The following is a 22,931-nucleotide window of genomic DNA, read 5'->3' as shown; positions in this document are numbered from 1 at the left end:
TATGAACCCATGGTAGGAGAAAGCAACATAGCCATCCAATCAATTCTTTTTCGCTTGCGATACCGATTTACGTATCGCCTGGCATACCTCTCCTGGCCCCTCAGCGTTTGGCGGCCGGCAATTGGCGGCTTTGATAGCGGTTCAAATCGCGCGCATCGACTTGCGGCCAGCCGTCCTGGTCCCACGTCATGGGCAGGATCTTGAGCTTCTGCAAGTAATTGTCCGCCGTCTCATACGCGTGCAGCACCAGGTAATCCTTGCCGTCAAACGTGTACGCACTGTTGTGGCCCAGGCCTTGCCAGTCCTTGTCGCCCTGCAGCACCACGGTGCCGCCGCCCTGCGCCATGTCGCGGCCATCCTTGTCCAGGTACGGGCCTGTCACACTTTTCGAACGCCCCACGGCCAGGTGATAGGTGCTTTTTTCCTTCTGGCAACACAGGCCCCAGGAAACGAACAGGAAATAGTCATCGCCACGCTGGAAGATGAACGGCGCCTCGATTTCCTCGGGCGCGGGCTTGAATTCGCCCGCGCGTGGCGGCAGCGGCGCCCGGCGCGCCAGCGAGTGCCACTCTTGCGGTTCCGCAATCGTTTTCCAGTCCGCATTGAGTTTCACCAGCTTGATGCCGTTCCAGAACGAGCCGAACGACATCCACGGCGTGCCCTTGGCATCGGTGATGATGTTCGAGTCGATGGCGTTCCACTCGTCGCGCTCGGGCACCGATTGCAGCAGCATGCCCTGGTCGACCCAGCGGTAGTCGGGCGAGCGGGGGTTCAGCGTGGTGTTGACGGTCACGCCGATACCGGACGTGTTCTTGCCGAAGCCGGAGACCGAGTAGTACAGGTAATATTTGCCGTCGTGAAATTGCACGTCGGGCGCCCAGATATGGTCGTCAAAGCTGGGAGCGGCTGTCTTGGCCCACGTGGGCTGGCCCGCAAAGACGCGCCCTTCGGGCTGCCAGTCGAGCATGTTTTTCGAACTGTAAAAGGTGATGCCGGGGCCCGTGCTGTACAGATAATACGTGTCGCCTTCCTTCGCCATCACAGGGTCGTGCACGCTCACTTGCGCGGCATGGCAGGACAGCGCCAGCAAGGTGGCGGTAACAGCGGCCAGGCCGCGCTTGAGCGTTTGCATCATTGTTTTCCTTTGACTTTGACTTGTTAGTTGCCCGTGCGGGCGCCCCACAGCGACACGCCATCGGCGGACTGCACCGTGAACGTGACGACAAAGGCGCCAGCATTGCCATTCCACTGGCACGACAGCACGCCATGGAACAGGCCGCCGGACACCAGGGTAATGGCGATCAGATTGTTGCCCTGGTGTATCCACCTCCCCACCTGCGCGCCCGTGATGGTGCCGTCCGCCAGCAAATTGATGGTTTGCGACAGCTTGAGCACCGTGGAAATATCCTTGCCATGATTGACCAATTGATAGCTGCCCGCCACGTCCGCTGCCACCACTTGCGCCGCCAGCGACGTGGCGCTGCGACTCAATGGCACATAACGGAATGGCGCCGCCACCAGCCAGCCATCGCCATTCATGAACAATTCGTGCACGCGGATCTCGTGCAACTCGCCCGTATTCGGGAAGCGCGTATGGAAGATCAGGAAATACTGCTGCGTGGCGGCATCGTATACCGCCGAATTGTGTCCTGGCGACACATATCCCAGCGGCGTGCCCGTCTCGCCAGCGGCCAGCGCGAATTGATGGTTGCCCATCAGCTTCTGGCCAAAGGGCGCGATGCTGGCGTCGTCGAACAGGGGCAAGGCGGGGTTGGACTTGACCTGGCGCATATCGTTGCCCTTGCCATCCACGTACGGGCCGTCCGGCGCGCGCGAACGGGCCACGCGCATATTGTAGGCGCCGTTGGCATCCAGGCCGCCAAACGACGTAAACAGGTAGTAATACTGCGTTTGCGGGCTGTACAGCACGTAGGCGCCCTCGATGCGGCTATGGTTGCCGCCGATCACGTGCTTGCCATAGCCCTGCCCCGCGACAGGCAAGCCCGTGGCCGGGTCCATGGCGAGGATGAAGATGCCGCCCGAATACGAGCCGTAGATCATCCACAGCTTGCCGGCAGCGTCGCGGAAGATGTTCGGGTCGACCACGTTCGGTTGCGTCAGCGCATCGTAGATAGTCACGCCATCCTCGCTGATCTGGCCCCACATGCCCGATTTCAGGAAAATCTTCTGATTGACATATGGGCCTTCCACTTTGTCCGCCAGGGCCAGGCCCATGGCGGAACGGGGCGAATCGCCCTTGCAGCTGTTGTAGTACATGGCGAACTTGCCATTGTCGAGCGCGATCACGTCGGGCGCCCACAGGCCCGTCACTTGCGTCCAGGCAAAGGTGTCAGCCAGGCTGGTGACGACATTGTTGAACAGGGGGTTGCTGGCATTGACGCCGTCGGCCATCTTCGTCCAGTTCATCAAGTCGGTGGATTTGGCGGCCGCCAGGTGCGAGCCGAACACATAATAGGTGCCGGCCACCTTGATCACGGACGGGTCGTGCACGGAGACATTGCTAAAAATGATGGCGCCTTGTACTGGTGGAACGACAGCGGGAGGGACGACCGGCGGCACCACGGGCGGCGTGACGGAGACGACAGGCGCGCTATCGGACGAACCACCGCCACAGGCGGCCAGGGCCATGGCGCTACCCAGCGCCAGCACAGCTTCTCTTCTGTTCATGGAATACTTTCTCTACAACGTGCAGCACGATGCGGCTGGCCGGCGCGGGAAAGCTCCCGCACCGGCACAGAGTAGACAGCAGGAAGCCAGGCGTTTATTCGACGGCGACCACCACCACGGCCTTGGCCGGGATAGACACGGTCAGCTTGCCTCCTTGCGCCTTGGCATTGAACGCCACCGGCTGCACGGCTTGCGGTTGCGCAAAGCTGTTGACAGCATCCATCTTGCCGGCGGTCAGTACGCGGCCCGTGATGCTGGCCACTTGCTTGCCGGCCAGCGCCACATTGACGTCGACGGCCTTGTGCGGGTTCGTGTTGACCAGCGACAAGTACACCTTGCCATCCTTGCCGCGCGCGGCCGAGGCGCTCACTTCCGGAATGCTGACCTTGCCCAGGCTGTATTTGCCATTGCCAGCGATGGCGACCGGCAGGGAGGTGGCATCCTGGAACGGCACGTACATTTCAAACGCATGATACGTGGGCGTCAGGAAATATTTATCCTTGTCCGTGATGATCATCGCTTGCAGCACGTTGACCATTTGCGCGATATTCGTCATGCGCACGCGGTCCGCGTGTTGGTGGAAAATATTGAAGTTCAGAGCCGCGACCAGGGCATCGCGCAAGCTGTTTTGCTGGAACAGGAAACCCGTATTGGTGCCCGGCTCGACGTCGTACCAGGTGCCCCATTCATCGACGTACAAGCCCGTCTTTTTCGAGGGATCGTTCTTGTCGATGGCGGCGAGATTGTTCTTGATCAAGCTATCGATGCGCAGGGTGCGGCTCAGCGTGGAAATCCATTCATTTTCACCAAAGCCGGTGGCAGCGCCCTTCTTTTCCCAGATACCGGTCGGCACCGTGTAGTAGTGGAAACTGATGGCGTCCATCATGTTCGGCTTGATCTCGCGGCTCAGGGTGGCGGACCAGCTGATGTCGTCGTCATTGCCGCCGCTGGCGATGAATTTCGGACGCGCGCTTTCCGGCGTCTTCATGAAGGTGTGATAGTGCTTGTACAGATTGGCGTAGTACTGCGGGCGCATATTGCCGCCGCAACCCCAGGCTTCGTTGCCGATGCCAAAGTAATCGACCTTGTACGGCTGGGCGCGGCCATTCTTGCGGCGCAGCTCGGCCAGGGTCGATTTGCTGTCCGACGTCATGTATTCTAGCCACTCGGACATTTCCTGTGGCGTGCCGGACCCCAGGTTGCCGTTGATATAGGTTTGCGCGCCCAAGAGCTCGGCCAGGTCGAAGAATTCATGCGTGCCGACGGCGTTCGACTCTTCCACACCGCCCCAGTTGGTGTTGACCTTGGTCGGGCGCTTCTCGCGTGCGCCGATGCCATCCTTCCAGTGGTATTCATCGGCAAAGCAGCCGCCCGGCCAGCGCACCAGGGGCACGTGCAACTGTTTCAGCGCGCCCAGCACGTCATTGCGCCAGCCTTTGGTGTTCGGGATCGGCGAGTCCGGCCCCACCCACATGCCTTCGTAGATGCCCGTGCCCAGGTGCTCGGCGAACTGGCCGTAGACGTTCTTGTTGATCACGGGACCGGGCTTGGCCGCGTCGATGGTGACACTGACGGGCGCGGCAAAGGCGCTGCCGGCGGCCATGGCCAGGCTGAGGGCCACGATGCGGGTGTTGATGAATTTCATGCTGTCTCCTGTTTTTTAGTGAAAAGCAAGGGCCGGGGTCAACCCCCGGCACAATCTGGAATGGCGATGCCTCTCCTGCCGCAGGGTTGGGGCGGCATGAGGGGTGTTTCAAAAGGGGAAGGTAGCTGCGGGCAAACCCGCGCCAGACAAAACGCCCAGGGCTAGGCGCAGGGGCGAAGACAGTACGCTAGTACATCAGTACGATGACTTCCGCCCCTGCAACAACGCCCTGGACGTTTTGTCAAACCCAGCCGGCGTCGACGATGAACTCTTGACTGGAGCACATCGCTCCGTCATCGGAGGCGAGGAACAGCACCATGGCGGCGATGTCCTGAGGCATCAGCTTGCTGGGCAAGCACTGGCTTTTCTTGATCTCCACTTCCGCCGCCTCGTCGACCCACAGCTCGATCTGGCGCTGCGTCATGACCCAGCCGGGCGTGACGGTGTTGACGCGGATATTGTGGGCGCCATAATCGCGCGCCAGGCCCCGCGTGAGGCCCACGACGGCCGCCTTGGTGGTGGCATACACGGGGTAGCCGCCCGACTTCATGTGCCAGGAAATCGAGCTGACGTTGATGATGGAACCGCCGCCCCTGCGCTTCATGCCCTCGAAGACGGCCTGGCAGGTAAAGAACATGGGACGTTGATTGATCGCAATACGCTCGTTCCAGTATTCCAGGGTGACGTCCTGCGCCTGATGGCGCTGGTCGTTGGCCGCATTGTTGATGAGGATATCGAAGTCGCCCAGCTTCTCCGCCAGTTCCGCCATGACGGCTTGCAGCGATGCAATATCCGTGATGTCGCAATGACGGAACAAGGGCGCCGTCAGGCCCGCTTCGGCCAGGCGGCGGCACAAGGCCTCGCTCGCTTCCACGGCAATGTCGACAAACGCCACCAGCGCGCCCTGGGCCGCAAACTCCGCCACCAAAGATTCGCCGATGCCGCTGCCGCCACCCGTGATGAACACGCGCTTGCCCTGCAAGCTGCCATATTTCGCCAATTGCTTCATCTTGTCTCCGCCTGTGTATTTTTATTTTTGATGATTAAAGTTTGCCCAGCACGCCATCGTGACGGCGCCAGATACTGAGCGGATTATCATCGCGCAGCGACTCCGGCAGCAAGTCCTGCGCCAGGTTCTGGTAGGACACGGGGCGCAGGAAGCGGTTGATGGCCGCTGTGCCAACCGAGGTGCTGCGGCCGTCCGACGTGGCCGGGAACGGGCCGCCGTGCACCATGGCCGTCGACACTTCCACGCCGGTCGGGAAACCGTTGGCCAGGATACGGCCCACGCGGCGTTCCAGCACGGGCAGCAAACGGCGCGCATCAATCAGGTCGCCGGCATCCATCTGCAGGGTGGCCGTCAGCTGGCCTTCCAGGCTTTCCGTGATCGCCAGCAATTGATCCATGTCGCGGCAGGCCACCAGCAGCGAGGCGGGACCGAAGACTTCGTCGCGCAGATCGTGCCTGGCTAAAAATGCCGCGCCCGAGGTGACGAACAGGGCGGCGGCGCCCTTGCCTTCCTCGCCAGCGTTTTGCACCAGCGGTGTCACGTCGGCATGCTGCGCCAGCGCGGCCACGCCCTTGGCATAGCTGCTGGCGATGCCGGCCGTCAACATGGTGGCGGCCGGTGCCGGCACCAGCGCGTCGGCGGCGGCGGCGGCAAAGGCCGTAAAGTCGGCCCCTTCCAGGCCCAGCACGAGGCCGGGATTGGTGCAGAACTGGCCCACGCCCATCGTCAGCGAGGCGGCAAAACCGCTGGCGATCGCCGCGCCACGGGCGGCCAGCGCCTGCGGCAGCACGAACACGGGGTTGATGCTGCTCATTTCCGCATATACGGGTATCGGTTGCGCACGTTCCGCCGCCACCTTCATCAGGGCGATGCCGCCCGAACGCGATCCCGTGAAGCCCACCGCCTGGATGGCTGGATGGGCGACCAGGGTTTGGCCGATGCCATTGCCCGTGCCTGTCAGCAAGGCGAACACGCCTGCCGGCAGCTGGCAAATCTCGATGGCTTTGACGATGGCGCGCGCCACCAGCTCGGAGGTGCCAGGGTGGGCCGAGTGGGCTTTCAGCACGACAGGGCAGCCGGCGGCCAGAGCCGAGGCCGTATCGCCGCCGGCCACGGAGAAGGCCAGCGGGAAGTTACTGGCCGCAAACACGGCGACGGGGCCCAGGCCGATCATGCGCAAGCGCAAGTCAGGACGCGGCGGCGTGCGCTCGGGCAAAGCTGAATCGATGCGCGCATCGGTCCACGAGCCTTCGCGCAGCAAGCCGGCGAACAGTTTCAGCTGACCCACCGTGCGGCCACGTTCACCTTCCAGGCGCGCGCGCGGCAAGCCGCTTTCCGTCATGGCGCGCACGATCAAGTCGTCGCCCAATTCGCCGATTTGCGCGGCGATGGTGTCGAGAAAATCGGCGCGCTCGGCGTCGCTGGTGGCGCGGAAGGGATCGAACGCGGCTTGCGCCAGGCGGCAAGCGTCGTCGATTTGCGCGGCGTCCACCATGTGAAAGGCAGGCGCGATATGCGCGCGCGCGGCCGGGTCCCACGCTTCGAAAGAGCCGCCATTGCCCTTGACGGCAACGCCGCCGATCAATGCATCACCGGTGATATTGAAACTCATAATGTACTCACTTTCGCAAATGCGGTTGGGAAGACGTCGAGGCGGTTGCGCAAGGCAGGGCCAAAGGCCGGCGCTTCGATTTCAAAGGTTTCGCCCGGCGCCACGCTCACGCCATCGGCAAAGCTCAGGGTCGCCGTGCCAAAGAAGTGCACGTGCACGTCGCCAGGGCGCTTGAACAGCGGATACTTGAAGTGATGGTGTTCCAGGTTGGCAATCGTGTGCGACATATTGTCTTCGCCGCTGACAAAGGCCTTTTCCCAGCGCACATTGCCGGCCGCATCCAGCACGCGCGAGGTGCCGGCGATGTGCGCGGGCAATTCGCCCACCAGCAAGGCCGGACCCACGCTGCACATGCGCAACTTCGAATGGGCCAGGTACAGATAGTTCTGGCGTTCCGTGACGTGGTCCGAGAATTCATTGCCGATGGCGTAGCCGACCCGGTACGGCTGGCCATCGTCGCCGATCACGTACAGGCCGGCGATTTCCGGCTCTTCGCCGCCATCGAGGGCAAAGTCCGGCATGCGCAGCGGCTGGCCGCTGGCGCGCACGATGGAGCCGTCGCCTTTATAGAACCACTCGGGCTGGGCACCGGCCGTGCCGTCGGCCGGCTTGCCGCCTTCCACACCCAGGCGGAACATTTTCATCGAGTCGCTCAGGGAATCGGCATCGCCGCCAATCTTCTTGTGCATGGCGTCGCGCGCACCGGCACTGCCCAGATGGGTCAAGCCCGTGCCCGTCACGTAGCAGTGCGCTTCGTCGGCGTGGTCGAGCGGCGGCAACACGCGTCCGGCAGCGGCCACGTCCGCATAGACATGCGTGGTGTTGCCGACGGTGGCGTTGACCAGCTCCGCCAGGTTGACCTTTTTGCGGATAGCGTCTTGCGCCAGCGCATACGTCGTGTTGTAGCCTTCGATGACGCGGATGACGTCGTCTTGCAGCAGGCCGACGAGGCGGCCGCCATGTTCATTCGTAAATTGCAGCAACAGCATAATTGTCTCCGCTTAATGTGAGTGGCGCGGCACGGCGGAACCGCGATTGCCGACCAGGAAGTCGAAATCGCAGCCTTCGTCGGCCTGCAACACGTGTTCGATGTACAGCTGCTGGTAGCCGCTCTTTGGTCCGGGCGCGCTGCCCAGTTCGCGGGCCGCCAGGCGCTCGGCGATTTCCGCGTCGCTGATGTCGATGTTCAGGCTGCCGGCGTGGCAATCAAGGGCGATCATGTCGCCATCCCTGACGATGCCCAGCGGGCCGCCCGCCATGGCTTCCGGCGCCACGTGCAGCACGACGGTGCCGTAGGCCGTGCCGCTCATGCGCGCATCCGAGATGCGCACCATGTCGGTGATGCCTTGCGCCAGCAGTTTCGGCGGCAAGCCCATGTTGCCCACTTCGGCCATGCCCGGATAGCCTTTCGGGCCGCAATTCTTCATGACCAGCACGGAGTTCGCGTCGACATCGAGGTCCGGATCAAGGATGCGTGATTTGTAATGTTCAAAGTCTTCGAAGACGACAGCCTTGCCCCGGTGCTGCATCAGATGCGGCGAGGCGGCCGACGGTTTCAGCACGGCGCCGCGTGGCGCCAGGTTGCCGCGCAACACGCAAATGCCGCCATCGGCCAGCAGCGGGTTGTCCAGGGTGCGCACCACTTCATCGTTGTAGATCGGCGCTTCGACGCAGTTGTCCCAGATCGACTTGCCATTGACGGTCAGCGCATTCTTGTGCGGCAGCAAATCGCCCTCGCCCAGGCGGCGTATCACGGCCGGCAAGCCGCCCGCGTAGTAGAACTCTTCCATCAGGAAGCGGCCCGACGGCAGCAGGTCGACGATGGTCGGCGTGCCACGGCCGACCTTGGTCCAGTCTTCCAGCTCCAGGGGCACGCCGATGCGCCCGGCAATCGCTTTCAAATGGATCACGGCATTGGTCGAGCCGCCGATGGCGGCGTTGACCTTGATGGCGTTTTCAAACGCCTCGCGCGTCAGCACTTTCGACAGGCGCAGGTCTTCGTGCACCATTTCAACGATGCGGATGCCCGACATGTGCGCCAGCACGTAGCGGCGCGAATCGACGGCGGGAATGGCCGCGTTATGCGGCAACGAGGTGCCCAGCGCTTCGGCCATGCTGGCCATGGTCGAGGCCGTGCCCATGGTGTTGCAGGTGCCTGCCGAGCGCGACATGCCCGATTCGGCCGACATGAACTGGTGCAAGGTGATCGACCCCGCCTTCATCTGTTCGTGCAACTGCCACACGGCCGTGCCGGAACCGATGTCCTTGCCGTTGAGTTTGCCGTTCAGCATGGGGCCACCGCTGACGACGATGGTGGGAATGTCGACACTGGCAGCACCCATCAGCAACGCCGGCGTGGTCTTGTCGCAGCCGACCAGCAGCACGACGGCGTCCATCGGGTTGCCGCGGATCGATTCTTCCACGTCCATCGAGGCCAGGTTGCGCGTCAGCATGGCTGTCGGGCGCAGATTCGATTCGCCGTTCGAGAAGACAGGGAATTCCACGGGGAAACCGCCCGCCTCCAGAATGCCGCGCTTGACGTGTTCGGCCAGCTGGCGGAAATGCGCGTTGCACGGGGTCAGTTCGGACCAGGTATTGCAGATGCCGATGATGGGTTTACCATGAAATTCGTGGTCAGGTATGCCCTGGTTTTTCATCCAGCTGCGGTACATGAAGCCGTTCTTGTCCTGCGAGCCGAACCACTCGGCCGAGCGCAGGGCTACCTTCTTTTTTGTCTCAGACATGCCATTCTCCTGGTTGTGCCATGCCGGATCTAAGGTCGTCGGCCCGGGCAGCGATGTTGGAATACTAAAGAATCCTGCCATGCCTTTCCAATCAATTTTTAATGCGTTCCGATATCGAAAACGGTATCAGCATGCGCCAATGAAAACGCCCTGCGGGCGCGTGGCGGCAGGGCGTGGGCTGTTTTGGCCGGGGTGCCTACTCGGCAGAAAAGCGGTACACCGTGTGCGTCTGATACACCTGGCCCGGCCGCAAGATGGTGTTCGGGAAGTGGGACTGGTTCGGCGCATCCGGGAAATGCTGGGTTTCCAGGCACAGCGCGCCACGGTAACTGTGGGCGCGCAGCTTGCCGTGCTGGCTGCCGTCGAGGAAATTGCCCGAATAAAACTGGACACCGGGCTCCTGCGTGTACACCTGCATCACCCGGCCCGATTGCGGCTCGCGCACGCTGGCGGCGAGCGTCAGCGCCTGGCCTGGCTGTTGATTGAGCACAAAGTTATGGTCGTAACCGCGCCCGATGCGGATCTGCTCATGCGGCAAGTCTATGTTGTCGCCGATGACGGTACTCCGGCGCAAGTCGAACGGCGTGCCCGCCACGTCCGCCAATTCGCCTGTGGGGATAGCCCCCGCATCGACGGGCAGGTAGCGGTCCGCGTTGATCATCACCTCGTGGCCGAGGATGGTGCCCTGCCCCGCCAGGTTGAAATAGCTGTGGTTGGTCAGGTTGATCGGTGTGGCCTGGTCCGTCACGGCGTGGTAGCGCAGGTGCAGCGCGTTGTCGTCGTCCAGTTCATAGGTCAGCGTCACGTCGAGCTTGCCAGGGTAGCCATCTTCGCCGTGCGGGCTGCTGCGCGTCAACGTGATGCCGACCGCGCCATCCTTCGTGAACGGCTCGGCCTGCCACATCACTTGATGAAAGCCCTGCGTTCCACCATGCAAGTGATTCGGCGGGTTATTCACGGCCAGCTGGTAATCCTTGCCGTCCAGACTGAATCGTCCCTCGGCGATGCGGTTGCCGTAGCGGCCGATGACGGCGCCCAGGAACGCGCTGTTGGCCAGGTAGGGTTCGAGACGCTCGAAACCGAGCACCACGTCGGCAAACGTGCCATCGCGGTCCGGCACCTGGATTGCGCTGATGATGGCGCCAAAGTCGAGCACCTTCACTTGCATGCCCTGGCGGTTCGTCAGGGTAAACACCGTCACGGGCTGGCCGTCGGGCAGGATGCCGAACGGCGCTGGCGTCACTGAAGCAGTATCAACTGGGGTCATGGCGTCGGGTCCAGGTTTTACAGGGTCGATGAACGGCCAAACACGGGCATGCCCTGTGCATCCCAGCGCAGCGGTTTGACGAACGTGTGGCGGTCCGGGTTCCACAGCGGGTCGCCGACAATTTCCGTGTAGGTGCGGGCATGGTACACCAGCAACACGCCGTCGCCATCGTCGGCCGTGGTGAAGCTGTTGTGGCCTGGGCCGTAAATGCCGTGCTCGTAGCAGGTGGAAAACACGGGCTCGGGCGACTTCGTCCACGCCGCCGGATCGAGCAAGTCGGCGGACTCGTTGGCCCACAGCAAGCCCATGGCATAGTTTTCATCGGTGGCGCTGGCCGAGTAGCTGATGAAAATCTTGCCGTTGCGCTTCAGCACGGACGGTCCTTCGTTGACCCAGAAGCCGCGGATTTCCCAGTCGAATTCCGGTTTGCTCAGCATCACGGGCGGGCCGGCCAGTTGCCACGGCGTGGCCATCGGCGCGATGTACAGGTTGGAATTGCCCTCGATGGCCACATCTTTCTGCGCCCACAGGTAGTACAGCACGCCGTCGTGCGTAAAAGTGGTGGCGTCCAGGCAGAAGGTGTCGATGCCCGTATCGATCTGCCCCATGAATTCCCACTCGCCTTCCATTGGGTTGGCGTTGGTATTGCGGATCGCATACATGCGGTGCTGGAACAGTTTATCTTTGATTTCGCGGCTGGGTGCGGCGGCGAAATACACATACCAGGCGCCCTGATTGAAATGCAGCTCGGGTGCCCAGACCAGCTCGCTGTATGGCCCCGTTTCCGGCTTGTGCCACACGTCGAGCGTTGGCGCGCCGGCCAGGCCGGCAATGCTGTCGGCGCGGCGCAGTTCGATGCGGTCGTACCGGGGCACGGAGGCCGTAAAGTAATAGTAACCGTCGCTGTGACGGTAGATATGCGGGTCGGCGCGCTGTTCGATCAGCGGTTTCAAGATGTCTGCCATGTTGTTTACTCCACTCAGTTATTCTTACGCGGCGACAAAACCGCGCTTGTGCATCTCTACCTTGACGCCACGGTAATAGTCATCGCTGATGCGGTACTTGAACATCAGCAAGCCCATCAGCAAGTGAAAAAAGCCGGGGATGATCGACAGCATCAGGGCGATGCCGTTCAGGGCGAATTGCGTTTGCTCATGGTTGGGCTGGTAGTCGAAATAGGACAGCAGCATGCCGACCAAAAAGCCCGCCACGGCCATGCCCGCCTTCTGGCACACCGAGATGCCGCCAAAGGCGAAACCGGAGACGCGCTTGCCCGTCTTGACTTGACCATAATCGATGGTTTCGGCAATCGCCGACCAGAACACGGGCGCGTGCAAGTCCACCACAAAGGACAGCAGGAAATACAGGGCGAAAGCCAGCACGGTGTCGCTCGGCTTCACAAAAAAGTAGATCGCCAGGCTGATCAGCGCGACGCCGATTTGCGAGTAGCGGAACAGCTTGACCTTGCAGTAAAACTTGGTGATCCAGGTCGAGGCGATCATCGCCAGGATGGCCGCCACCACGCCCGTGGTCAGGAAGGCGGCCACGGTTTCCGTGCTGCCGCCCAGATAGTATTTCGCATAATAAATGGCGACGGAGCCGCGCACCACGTAGCCGACCGTGCCCGTGACGCACACGCCGCACAGCACCAGCCACTGGTCGTTCTGCAGCAGCACCTTCAATTGTTCCAGCAACGATTGTTTTTCCACCACGTGCACGACGCGCTCGGTGGTGGTGAAATAGCAGAACAGGAACAGGGCCACGCCCATCACCGCCATCACGGCCATGGCCGCCTGGTAGCCGACGGCCGGGTTGCCGCCGCCCCAGCGCTGCGACAGGATCGGCACGACGATGGTCACCATGAAGGCGCCGATCTTGGCAAAGAACAGGCGGTAGCCATTGGCCGACAGGCGCTCGTGCGGATCGCTGGTCAGGCCGCTGATCAGCGAGATGTAGGGGATGCCCACGCCGGCCGTCATGATCGTCATCAGGATATACGTCGAATACGCCCAGATCAATTTGGCGTCATAGCCCCATTCCGGCGTGGTGAACACAAAAAACACGCTGACGCCGAACGGCACGGCCAGCCACAGCAGATACGGGCGGTAGCGGCCAGAGGCAAAGCTGTAGCGGTCGGTGATCTGGCCCATGACGAGGTCGGCGATGGCGCCGATGACTTTCACGGCCACGAACAGCAGGGCCAGGTCCGTGGTTTTCAAGCCATAGATATCGGTATAGAAAAAGGTGATGATCAGCATCATCGACGAGATGACGACATTGAGCGCCATGTCGCCCGCGCCGAAGCCGACCTTTTCAACGGTGGATAATTTTTGCGTCTCCATGCTTTCCGTCCATTCTTTTGATGATGAATCGTGTCTGACTGCCCAACTGCAACGCCAGGGGCGCTGCAGGCCGAAACCATGGCAACGCCCTTGGATACTGCTTTTTTCACTCATGTAAAACGTTCAGGGCAAGGCGCGTTGCCGAAGACAGTACGAGGAGTACGGCGAGGCAATGCAACGCAGCCATGGACGTTTTACATTTTCCAGCGTAAAGACAGGCCGACTGTCCTGTCATAACGGCGCGTATCGCGCGGATACACGCCTGCCTCGTTCCAGTAATCCTTGAATTTGGTGTCGAGCAAGTTATTGCCATCGAGGGTCACGGTGAACTGCTCGTTGATCTTGTATGACAGCGATCCGTCGAGCTGAGCTGTGGCCGCCACTTTCAAATCCAGGCCGGGGCCGCCCTGGTTGTAACTGTCGATGAATTTCGAGCGCCAGTTGTAGGCCAGGCGGGCCGACCACGCATCTTTTTCGTACAGCAACACCAGGTTGTAGGCATAGCGCGACACGCCCGTGATGGCATGGCTGCCCGTCTCGTCGTCGGTGCTGCCGCTCATGTAGGTGCCGTTCGCCTGCAAGCCCAGGCCGCTCAACAGGCCCGGCAAGCCGTCATAAAACTGCTGGTAGCCGATTTCCAGGCCCTGCAGCTTGCCGGCGGCCGTGTTGTACGGGCGGTCCACGTCGTAGGTCTTGCCGGCGATGGTTTCGCTGGCAATGCGTTGCTGGATATAGCCGTCGAACTTGTGGTGGAACACGGTGGCCGTCACGGAACCGGCTGGCGCGAAATACCATTCCAGTGCCGCATCGACATTGTCGCCCGTCACCGGTTTCAAATTCGGATTGCCACCCGCGCCCGTCGCCTTCACCGTTTCCGTCGAATTGACCAGGGCCACGCCCGGGTTCAGCTGTGCAAAGCCCGGACGGCTGATGGTGCGGCCCGCGGCGAAGCGGCCAACCAGGTCGGCGCGCAGCTTGATTTTCAGGGCCACGCTGGGCAGCACGTCGGTGCTGGCCGTATCGCTGATGACGGGCGTGTAGACGCCATCTTGCGAACTGTTGCCTTGCAGGCTTTGCTCGGTGCGCACGACGCGCACGCCCACGGTGCCGTCGACGGGGTAGGCACCCAGTTTAAAAGCGATCTTCGCCTTGGTGTAGATGGAATACGTCTTTTCCGTATCCTTGAAGAACGAGCCCGGGTCCATGGCGCGCGCCGCGCTGCTGCCCGTGACGGCTTGGCGGATGGTGCCCGTGTTATTAAGCAGGAAGCTGGCGCACGGTGTGTACCACTGCTTCAAGCCATAGTCGGGACCGCCGCTGGACATCGGTTCCGACAGGCAATTGAGGCCGGGAATCGACGTCACGCTCTGGCGATTGAACGGAAACGCGGCGCCGGACACGTCCGGTGCTTCCGCATTGCCTTCATAGCTCTTGATCGATTCGGCTTCGCGCTTGACGCCGCGCACGCCGACGCTGATTTCCTTGAAGAAGCCGCCGGCACTGGGCGTGTACGCCAGGTCGGCGCGCACATCGTTCGAGCTGCCCTTGTCTTCGCCGTAGCGGTCGAAAAAGCCCTTCAGATAGTAGTTCGACGGGTCTTGCAGATCGATGCCCGTGTAGTCGACGTGCAAGGTGCCGTTCCGGTTGGTATTGATGCTGGCATTCGGCACGACGGTAATCGCATCGAGAATCGGGTTGCGCCAGGTAAAGGTGCTTTGGGTGCTGGCCACTTCCGACGTGAAACGCCATTCCGGGTTGATATCCCACAAGCCGCCCACGGCAAATTGATGCGTCTTCGTCTGGTTCTTGTTCGCCTGCGTCGACATGATGGTGTTGACGTTTTTGGAGGTCAGCGTTTGCAGCTGGTTGCTGCCGGGAATCTTGGTCGCCGACACGGGCGTGCCCCACCATGGCAAGCCGACGAAGTAATCGGACTCGGCGTCGAGCAGGAAGCGTGTGGCCATGCCTTCGGCGTACAGTTCAACGTCGGCGTTCGGGCGCCATTGCAGCACGGCATTGGCGGTGCTACGGCGGCGGTCGCCCTTGATCGGCAACAAGCCCACCTGGTCCGGCCCAGTCAAACCGGGCGACAGGAAACTTTTATCCACGGGCGCCGTATTGAACGCGCGTTCTTCATGGTAACGGTGCTGCTGCTGTGACAAGCCCAGCAGCGCGCCCACTTCGCCGATGCCCGTCTTCCAGCGATTCGACAGCATGCCACTGATGTTCGGGTCGGTGGCTTTCGACTTGTCGCTGTAGACGGCACGTGTGTTGACGCTGGCGGTAAACTCCTTGAAATCGAACGGGCGATTCGTGCGCACGTCGATGATGCCGGCCACGCCGCCTTCGACCTGGTCGGCGCCCTGCGATTTGTACACATCCACGCGCTGCAGCATGGTGGCGGGAATGTCGGCCAGGTTGACGTAGCGGCCCGTGGTGGTGAACAGTTCGCGGCCGTTGAGCAGGGTCGTGACATCACGCAAGCCACGGATCATGACGGCGCTCGCTTCACCCGAATCGCGGCGGATCTGGATGCCGGAAATGCGCGCCAGGGTCTCGGCCACGTTATTGTCAGGGAATTTGCCGATGTCGTCAGCCACGATGGAATCGATGACCTGGTCCGAGCGCATCTTGATCTGCTGGGAATTTTGCGCCGAGCGGCGCACGCCGCTGACGGTCACGACCGACACTTCCGCCGCAGGCTCGGCGCTGGCATCGGCCGCCACCGCCTCCTGCGCCCAGACCGAAGCCGTGCTCAGCAGGCCGATACCGGCCAATGCCGCAACGGCAGCCTTCAAGGTGAATGGACGAAGGGAAGTGGCCGCGAGCGGACCGGTGGCGTGGCGCATCATGAATCTCCAGATATTGTATTGATATTGTTGTATCGCTTGCATGTCGTGCGCATGCTCGGCGTTTATCTTAGGGGCTGGGCGATAATCTCTCCAATCAATTTTTCCACTGTTTCGATATCAATTTTGATATCGGTGGCTGGAGGACTTTGGAGCTCGTCAACAGACAACGGCAGGGGCGTCAGGGACGTTTCAGGCAGGGCGGCGCCAAAAAAAGCAGCTCAAGTGGCGGAGCGGTGGAGCGGGGCTAGAGCAAGACAATCGCTGAACGCAGCAACTTGCCCAATTGCGGCAAGCCTTGCGCTTCGTAAGTGGCAATCAATTCGGCGGCGGATCTGGGCGGTTTGCGCAATCGCCCCCGGTTTTCCTTGACGACACTGAGCATGCGTATCGGAGCGAGCTCATACTGCGCCACCAGAAAATCATCGGGGTGCAAGACTTCAATGTTGTGCCCGCGCATGATCGCGTCCGGGAAGTCTTTGAGATTGAATGTGACGATGGCGTCTGCATGCCCCACGATCGCAGCCGCCAACACGTGCCGGTCGTCCAGGTCGGGCAAGATCAAGGTATCGATCAGGTATTCGTACGCTTCGATCACGCCATCCTCCACTGCCTCGGCCATCAGCGCGCTGGTGCGCGCCAACGCCGAAGGGTCGAGATCAGGCCGCTTGAGCAGCAAGTTGCGTTGCCACTCCTCCTGTATCTGCGCAGTCCAGCGTGCGCTGAAGATACCGTCCGCCGCCAAACTCAACAATAGATCGCGCAAGGGTGCCGGATATAACACACAGGCATCGAGGACGGCAGTGTAACGGTAGTATCCGGCCATCAATACCCCAGTTCAAGCTCCTGCGCCTGATCTGCCAAGGCTTGCAAGGCCTGTTGCGAGCGGCGCTTGCGCTCATCCTTGTATTGCACCACATCCTCAAAGCGCAGCCGGCGGTGCGTACCCACCTTATGATGGGGAATTTTCCCTGCTTCAAGCAAGCGCACCAGATACGGCCGTGACATATTCAGATACATGGCCGCTTCCTGGGTCGTCACATCAAGCTCTTTGGGCATGACCGTCACGGCCTTCCCTTGCGCCAAGGTGCCCAGCACATCCGCAAATAGGCGCAATACATTCGGCGGCAAGCGCAGCAAAGGGGCGTCGCCCAGGTCCTGCGCGCCCTCTTCCAGAACGGCAATCTGCACGGCACGCGAATGATCGAGCGCACTGACCAGGCAGCGCTGCGCCGCTTTCGCCAGTTCCAGGTCTTCCTTATTTTCCAGACGATCAATCACATTCGACATGGTATTCCTCCCTGCTTCCCGTTCCAGCTTACGAGCCAAACGCAATAAACGCAACCAAAATAGTATAACAATTTGTGCAGGAACAAGCACGACACGACACCAGAACGGCAAGGCGAACAGACACAGGGGGCCTCATCAACTGCGAACAGAGGGGGAAAAATGGAGGGAACGACGGGGACATCTTGGTGCGGCTGGCGGGGATCGAACCCACGACCCTTGGCTTCGGAGGCCAATACTCTATCCACTGAGCTACAGCCGCGTAGGGGGAATTTCTGAAGTGATGCGAAGGATACCGTTTTTCTTTACCTACGTCTACGGAAACTGTCGTATCGCTGGCAATTGCATGTCGCTGCTCAATTTTTGTGCCTATAATTGTGGGTTTCACAAAGGTTTACATCCAAGCATGTAAAAATGCTACCTTACACGGCCATCAGTTTCAAATCTGGACTAAGGACATCATGAGCGACGCACATAACGAACAACAATCAGCGATCAAAACGCCTAAGCAATTGCTTGCCGCCGTAGCTGGCTTCTTCCTCGTCACCGTCATCGGCATCATCCTGCTGGTACAGTTCGTCACGGCGCAAAAACTGACGGGTGCCGGGACGGACAGCCAGTCGCCGGAAGCCATTGCCGAGCGCCTGAGCCCCGTGGCCAACGCCGGCTTTACCTTCAAGGATGCCAGCGGTCCGAAGGTGCTGCAAGGCGGCGAAGCCGTCTACACGGCCACCTGCGTGGCATGCCATGGCGCCGGCGTGGCCGGTGCACCGAAATTTGGCGACGCGGGCAGCTGGTCGGCCCGACTGGCCCAGGGTTACGATACGGTCCTGAAGCACGCCATCGAAGGCTTGCGCGCGATGCCGGCCAAGGGCGGCAATCCCGACCTCGACGATGTGGAAGTGGCGCGCGCCGTGGTCTACATGGCCAACGCTTCGGGCGGCAAGTTCAAGGAACCGGAAGTGCCGGCACCGGCCGCAGCCGCTGACGGCGCTGGCGCACCAGCGGAAGAAGCCAAGAAATAAGCGCGATGCCGCTTCAGGCGGCGCGTTGAAGCGGCCCCAGGGGGTGCTTCGGATGTAAAAAAGCCGCCCGGTTCAACTGAACCGGGCGGCTTTTTCATGTCCGTTCGCGCGCGCTACAGCTTGAATGCGCCGATGATCTGTTCGAGCTTGCCGGTCTGCTCCTGCATCGAATGGGCTGCCGCTGCCGCCTGCTCCACCAGCGCGGCATTTTGCTGGGTGTTGTCGTCGAGCTGGACGATGGCCTGGTTGACCTGGCCGATGCCCGTTTCCTGCTCCTGGCTGGCCAGCAGAATCTCGCCGATGATGTTGGCAACCTTGTCGGTGCCGGCGACGATCTCGTGCATGGTGGCGCCAGCTTGGTCGACCAGCTTGGTACCGGCGTTGACGTTGTGCACCGATTCAACGATCAGCGCGCCGATTTCCTTGGCCGCCGTGGCCGAGCGGTGCGCCAGGTTGCGTACCTCGGACGCCACCACGGCAAAGCCGCGGCCCTGCTCGCCGGCCCGGGCCGCCTCGACGGCCGCGTTCAACGCCAGGATGTTGGTCTGGAACGCGATCCCGTCGATGACGCTGATAATGTCGGCGATTTTCTTCGACGAGTGTTCGATCGCGCCCATCGTTTCGACCACCTGCGTCACCACCGCACCGCCCCGCGCCGCCACCTTCGAGGCGTCCAGCGCCAGCCGGTTGGCCTCCTGGCCGCTGTTGACGTTCTGCCTGACGGTGCCGGTCAACTCCTCCATCGACGCGGCGGTCTGCTCGAGCGCGCTGGCCTGGCTTTCGGTACGGGCCGACAGATCCTGGTTGCCGCTGGCGATTTCACGCGAGGCCAGCGCGATCGACGCCGTGCTGGTGCCGATTTCGCGCATCATCTGCTGCAGCCGTTCGATGAAGGCGTTGAAGCTGCCGGCCACATCGTTGAACTCGCTGCCACCGCCGCCCGGCAGGCGCCGCGTCAGGTCGGCGTCGCCGGCCGACAGCGCATCGATATTGCTCTTGAGTACGCCCAAGCGTCCCATGAACAGGCGGATGCTGCCGATGAACATGGCCAGCAGCAGCAGGGCGATGGGGATCTGCACCATGCCCAGCTTGCTCAAGATGCGGTCGCTTTGCTCGGTCAGCTGGCTGGTCGGCAAACCGGTCGCCAGCACCCACGGACTGCCCGGTATCGCCTTCAGGAACAGCGTGTGGGGCGTGCCGTCGCTGCGATACTCCGATTCGGCCACGCCCTGCGCGTCCAGCTTGGGCAGCAGGCGGCCGATTTCCGCCACCATCGGCGAACTGGATGCCAGATCCTCGACTTTCTTGAGTACGATCTCGTCCTTGATATACGTACTGTTGCTGATGATCTTGCCGTCGCGTTCGACGATCAGGATCTGGCCGTGGATCGCTTTCTCCATGTCGGCCACCAGGCGGTTGAAAAAGCCCAGCGTGACATCGATGGTGGAAACGCCGTACAACTCGTTGTCCTTGTAGATCGGCATGGCGCAGTTGGTGCGCGGCTGCGCACTGGCGTCGTCCTTGTAGGCCTTGGCCCAGTCGCAATGCCCCTTGGCAGACTTGAGCCCGCCCAGATACCAGCTCTGCTCGAAGTACTTCAGCGACTCCGGCGAGTTCCAGTGGGTGTTGACGACCAGCTTGTTGGAGGCGTCGCGGGCGAAAAAGGTGCTGAACTTGTCGCGCTCGGGATCGCGCTTTTTCGGCAGCGGCCAGATGCCGCCGCCAAACACATTCGGATCGGAATACTGGTCGACCAGCCCCGGCAGCAGGACATCGATCGCCGCGCTGTCCATCAGCGCCACCGTCTGGGTGATGCTGCGCTGCTGCGCCTCCACCTGTCGCAACTGCTCGGTAATCCTGGTGGAAATTTTGCTGACGTCAAAACCGACCACCATGCCCTCGGTGCGTTTCAAATCCGGCGTGACGAAAAAATGGATGACAGCCAAGGTCATGACCAGCAACACCACAAAAACAAGACTGAACAGGGTGATAAAACGGGCTTGGCTGGTACGAAATATGTCTCTCACAATGTTTCCTTTTTGATGACATATGGGGCGCTACACAGGTTTATTCTTGTTTTCATCCAGATATAGGCGCTTCAATCTTCGTTGTCAACGAGCAAGGAAAATCACTGCCAACGCACGCAACACTTCGCTGTATACGGCTGGCAAGCAAGCAAAAAAAATGCCGCCCGGCGTAAACCGGGCGGCATTGCTAACATATTTCTATCCAGCCGAAAGATGGCTTACCACATGATGACGCGGTCTTTCGGTGGCAGATACATCTTGTCGCCCGGTTTCACGTCGAAGGCTTGATAGAAGCCGGGCTGGTTGCGCATGGTGCCGTTGGCGCGGAACTGGCCTGGCGAGTGCGGGTCCGTTTTCAGCAAGACCAGTTGCTGCGCTTCACGCATCTTCATGCGCCAGACCTGGGCAAAACCCGCATAGAAACGCTGCTCGCCCGTGAAACCGTCGATGACGGGGGCTTTCTTGCCATTCAGCGACAATTTGTACGCCTTATACGCGATCGCCACGCCGGAATTGTCGGCGATGTTCTCGCCCAGGGTCAGTTCGCCGTTGACGAAGTGGCCAGGGATGGGGCTGAAGCTGTTGTACTGCGCCACCAGTTGCTTGGTTTTCTTGGCGAAGTTTTTATGGTCGGCCTTGGTCCACCAGTCGCGCAGGTTGCCGTCGCCGTCATATTGGGCGCCCTGGTCATCGAAACCATGGCTGATTTCATGGCCAATCACGCCGCCGATGGCGCCATAGTTGACGGCGTCGTCCGCCTTGGCGTCGAAGAACGGCGCTTGCAGGATGGCGGCCGGGAAGACGATCTCGTTCAGTTCCGGGTTGTAATAGGCGTTCACGGTCTGCGGCGTCATGCCCCACTCGTCGCGGTCGATAGGCTGGCCCAGCTTGTTCAATTCGCGGTTGTAGTTGAGCAGGTGCGAACGCTGGATGTTGCCGATCAAATCGTCCGGCGCCACCGTCAGGCCCGAGTAATCGCGCCATTTGTTCGGGTAGCCGATCTTGGTGGTGAACTTGGCCAGTTTAATTTGCGCCTGTTTCTTGGTGACGGGGCTCATCCAGTCGAGCTTGTCGATACTTTGCTGATAGGCCGTCATCAGGTTTTTCACCAGCGCTTCCATGCGCACCTTGCGCTCGGCCGGGAAATATTGCTCCACGTACAGCTGGCCCACGGCTTCGCCCAGCGCGCCTTCGACGGCGCCCACGCCACGTTTCCAACGCGGACGCATTTCCGTCACGCCCGTCAGCGTGGTGCCGTAAAACGCGAAGTTTTCATCGACATACGCTTTCGGCAGGTAGCCGGCATTGGCGTGCAGCAAGTGCCACTGGAAGTACGCTTTCCATGTGTCCAGCGGCGTCTTGTTGGCGATCTCGGCAAAGCCTTTCAGGTAGCTGGGCTGGCTGACGATCACGTAATTGACCTTGCCGGCGATACCCGTGTCCTTCAGGTAGCGGGCCCAGTCGTAGCCTGGCGCCACGGCGGCCAGTTTCGCCAGTTCCACCTTGTTGTAGGTCTTGACGGGGTCGCGGTTCTGCACATTGCTCCATTGCGCCTTGGCCAAGTCCGTTTCCAGCGCGAGGATAGCCTTGGCGTTGGCAGCAGCATTCGCGTCGCCGGCCAGGCTGAGCATTTTTTCCACGTGGGCCAGGTATTTGGCGCGCGTGTCGGCCTTGCCCGCTTCCAGGTAGTAATCGCGGTCAGGCAAGCCCAGGCCGCTTTGCACGATGTCGGCCACGTATTTGGTGGAATCCTTGGCGTCCTGGTGGATGCCGAAGTCGTACGGCGAGGTCACGCCCAGTTTGCTGAAGTGGGCGATCACGGCTGGCAACTCGGCCTTGTCCTGCAGTGCGGCGATCTTCGCCAGCTCCGCGTTCAAGGGCGTCAGGCCCAGGCTTTCCAGCTTGGCTTCATCCATGAAACTGTTATAAAAATCACCGATTTTCTGGGCATTCGAGCCGGCCGCGCGGGCCTTGTCGGCGCTGGCGCCTTCGACGATGCCGCGCAGCTGCGTTTGCGTATCGTCGGCCAGCTTGGCAAAGCTGCCCCAGCTCGACTTGTCGGCAGGAATCACGGTTTCCGCCAGCCATTTGCCATTCAGGTGCTGGAACAGGTCGTCCTGCGCGCGCACGGCAGGATCGACGTATTCGACGGCGATGCCAGACGTCAGCGCGGCGGCCGCGACGGCGGGAGCGGCAGCGGCTTTCTTGGCCGTATCAGCGGCGCCAGCCATGCCGGACACGCCGGCCAGCAAACTCAGGGTCAATGCACTTAACAAATAACGATTCACGGTTGTCCTCTATATTATATTGTGTGGAATATAAGGGTCAGAAGGCCCAGGGCTTCTGGCCCGGTTTTTGACTGTAGCATACCGGCTGAAATGACAGAAAGAACTTTGGCCAGAATGCAAAAAAGACCACGCAAGGTGGTCTCTTTTG

General features: G+C 61.2%; 16 protein-coding genes and 1 tRNA gene. 1 reads left to right on the top strand and 16 read right to left on the bottom strand.

What is annotated here, in order from left to right:
* Positions 1 to 100: 100 nt before the first annotated feature.
* The 14 genes from O0882_RS19470 to O0882_RS19405 all read right to left on the bottom strand — a co-directional run bounded on the left by O0882_RS19470 (position 101) and on the right by O0882_RS19405 (position 17,705).
* Positions 101 to 1,135 carry an arabinan endo-1,5-alpha-L-arabinosidase gene (locus O0882_RS19470; RefSeq protein WP_289950620.1) on the bottom strand — a complete coding sequence of 345 codons (1,035 nt, stop codon included), beginning with the start codon at positions 1,133 to 1,135 and terminating at the stop codon, positions 101 to 103.
* 23 nt (positions 1,136 to 1,158) lie between these two features.
* Positions 1,159 to 2,688 (bottom strand): glycoside hydrolase family 43 protein, encoded by a 1,530-nt coding sequence (locus tag O0882_RS19465; RefSeq protein WP_289950619.1) that lies wholly within the window; start codon positions 2,686 to 2,688, stop codon positions 1,159 to 1,161.
* A gap of 94 nt (positions 2,689 to 2,782) precedes the next feature.
* Positions 2,783 to 4,333, bottom strand: coding sequence for an alpha-L-arabinofuranosidase C-terminal domain-containing protein (locus O0882_RS19460; protein WP_289950618.1), 1,551 nt, complete (start codon positions 4,331 to 4,333; stop codon positions 2,783 to 2,785).
* Positions 4,334 to 4,574: 241 nt separating this feature from the next.
* On the bottom strand, positions 4,575 to 5,342 hold the full coding sequence (locus tag O0882_RS19455) for an SDR family oxidoreductase (RefSeq protein ID WP_289950617.1): 768 nt from the start codon (positions 5,340 to 5,342) through the stop codon (positions 4,575 to 4,577).
* Between the two features lie 34 nt (positions 5,343 to 5,376).
* Positions 5,377 to 6,954 carry an aldehyde dehydrogenase (NADP(+)) gene (locus tag O0882_RS19450; protein WP_289950616.1) on the bottom strand — a complete coding sequence of 526 codons (1,578 nt, stop codon included), beginning with the start codon at positions 6,952 to 6,954 and terminating at the stop codon, positions 5,377 to 5,379.
* Positions 6,951 to 7,943: an AraD1 family protein gene (araD1, locus tag O0882_RS19445; protein ID WP_289950614.1), complete on the bottom strand. Its 993-nt coding sequence runs from the start codon at positions 7,941 to 7,943 to the stop codon at positions 6,951 to 6,953. Before araD1 ends, O0882_RS19450 begins: the two co-directional genes overlap by 4 nt.
* A 12-nt stretch (positions 7,944 to 7,955) precedes the next feature.
* Positions 7,956 to 9,698, bottom strand: a complete 1,743-nt coding sequence (locus tag O0882_RS19440) for an IlvD/Edd family dehydratase (protein ID WP_289950612.1) — start codon at positions 9,696 to 9,698, stop codon at positions 7,956 to 7,958.
* Positions 9,699 to 9,894: 196 nt separating this feature from the next.
* On the bottom strand, positions 9,895 to 10,965 hold the full coding sequence (locus tag O0882_RS19435) for an aldose epimerase family protein (RefSeq protein WP_289950611.1): 1,071 nt from the start codon (positions 10,963 to 10,965) through the stop codon (positions 9,895 to 9,897).
* 17 nt (positions 10,966 to 10,982) lie between these two features.
* Positions 10,983 to 11,930, bottom strand: coding sequence for a glycoside hydrolase family 43 protein (locus tag O0882_RS19430; RefSeq protein WP_289950610.1), 948 nt, complete (start codon positions 11,928 to 11,930; stop codon positions 10,983 to 10,985).
* Between the two features lie 24 nt (positions 11,931 to 11,954).
* Positions 11,955 to 13,307 (bottom strand): MFS transporter, encoded by a 1,353-nt coding sequence (locus O0882_RS19425; RefSeq protein WP_289950609.1) that lies wholly within the window; start codon positions 13,305 to 13,307, stop codon positions 11,955 to 11,957.
* Positions 13,308 to 13,501: 194 nt separating this feature from the next.
* On the bottom strand, positions 13,502 to 16,159 hold the full coding sequence (locus O0882_RS19420; RefSeq protein WP_289950608.1) for a TonB-dependent receptor: 2,658 nt from the start codon (positions 16,157 to 16,159) through the stop codon (positions 13,502 to 13,504).
* Between the two features lie 244 nt (positions 16,160 to 16,403).
* Entirely contained in the window at positions 16,404 to 16,982 is a 579-nt protein-coding gene (locus tag O0882_RS19415; RefSeq protein WP_289950607.1) for a PIN domain-containing protein, read from the bottom strand.
* Entirely contained in the window at positions 16,982 to 17,536 is a 555-nt protein-coding gene (locus tag O0882_RS19410) for a helix-turn-helix domain-containing protein (protein WP_289950606.1), read from the bottom strand. The genes O0882_RS19415 and O0882_RS19410 overlap by 1 nt, the downstream gene beginning before the upstream one ends.
* 93 nt (positions 17,537 to 17,629) lie before the next feature.
* A tRNA-Arg gene (locus tag O0882_RS19405) sits at positions 17,630 to 17,705 on the bottom strand.
* Between the two features lie 199 nt (positions 17,706 to 17,904).
* On the opposite strand from O0882_RS19405, the gene O0882_RS19400 reads away from it, so the two are divergent.
* Positions 17,905 to 18,468: a c-type cytochrome gene (locus O0882_RS19400; RefSeq protein ID WP_289950605.1), complete on the top strand. Its 564-nt coding sequence runs from the start codon at positions 17,905 to 17,907 to the stop codon at positions 18,466 to 18,468.
* A gap of 113 nt (positions 18,469 to 18,581) precedes the next feature.
* Here the strand turns inward: O0882_RS19400 and O0882_RS19395 are convergent, their stop codons facing one another.
* Both O0882_RS19395 and O0882_RS19390 read right to left on the bottom strand, forming a co-directional pair.
* Entirely contained in the window at positions 18,582 to 20,495 is a 1,914-nt protein-coding gene (locus O0882_RS19395; protein ID WP_289950604.1) for a methyl-accepting chemotaxis protein, read from the bottom strand.
* 218 nt (positions 20,496 to 20,713) lie between these two features.
* Positions 20,714 to 22,783, bottom strand: coding sequence for a M13-type metalloendopeptidase (locus tag O0882_RS19390; protein ID WP_289950603.1), 2,070 nt, complete (start codon positions 22,781 to 22,783; stop codon positions 20,714 to 20,716).
* Positions 22,784 to 22,931: the final 148 nt, after the last annotated feature.

The sequence above is a fragment of the Janthinobacterium sp. SUN073 genome (assembly GCF_030397665.1).
GTDB lineage: Bacteria > Pseudomonadota > Gammaproteobacteria > Burkholderiales > Burkholderiaceae_D > Janthinobacterium.
This window is presented reverse-complemented; position numbering and strand designations above follow the sequence as displayed.

Bases quoted from the DNA above. Each gene is read 5' to 3' on its own strand.
- O0882_RS19470 (WP_289950620.1), bottom strand. From the start codon at position 1,135: ATGATGCAAACGCTCAAGCGCGGCCTGGCCGCTGTTACCGCCACCTTG.
- O0882_RS19465 (WP_289950619.1), bottom strand. From the start codon at position 2,688: ATGAACAGAAGAGAAGCTGTGCTGGCGCTGGGTAGCGCCATGGCCCTG.
- O0882_RS19460 (WP_289950618.1), bottom strand. From the start codon at position 4,333: ATGAAATTCATCAACACCCGCATCGTGGCCCTCAGCCTGGCCATGGCC.
- O0882_RS19455 (WP_289950617.1), bottom strand. From the start codon at position 5,342: ATGAAGCAATTGGCGAAATATGGCAGCTTGCAGGGCAAGCGCGTGTTC.
- O0882_RS19450 (WP_289950616.1), bottom strand. From the start codon at position 6,954: ATGAGTTTCAATATCACCGGTGATGCATTGATCGGCGGCGTTGCCGTC.
- araD1 (WP_289950614.1), bottom strand. From the start codon at position 7,943: ATGCTGTTGCTGCAATTTACGAATGAACATGGCGGCCGCCTCGTCGGC.
- O0882_RS19440 (WP_289950612.1), bottom strand. From the start codon at position 9,698: ATGTCTGAGACAAAAAAGAAGGTAGCCCTGCGCTCGGCCGAGTGGTTC.
- O0882_RS19435 (WP_289950611.1), bottom strand. From the start codon at position 10,965: ATGACCCCAGTTGATACTGCTTCAGTGACGCCAGCGCCGTTCGGCATC.
- O0882_RS19430 (WP_289950610.1), bottom strand. From the start codon at position 11,930: ATGGCAGACATCTTGAAACCGCTGATCGAACAGCGCGCCGACCCGCAT.
- O0882_RS19425 (WP_289950609.1), bottom strand. From the start codon at position 13,307: ATGGAGACGCAAAAATTATCCACCGTTGAAAAGGTCGGCTTCGGCGCG.
- O0882_RS19420 (WP_289950608.1), bottom strand. From the start codon at position 16,159: ATGATGCGCCACGCCACCGGTCCGCTCGCGGCCACTTCCCTTCGTCCA.
- O0882_RS19415 (WP_289950607.1), bottom strand. From the start codon at position 16,982: ATGGCCGGATACTACCGTTACACTGCCGTCCTCGATGCCTGTGTGTTA.
- O0882_RS19400 (WP_289950605.1), top strand. From the start codon at position 17,905: ATGAGCGACGCACATAACGAACAACAATCAGCGATCAAAACGCCTAAG.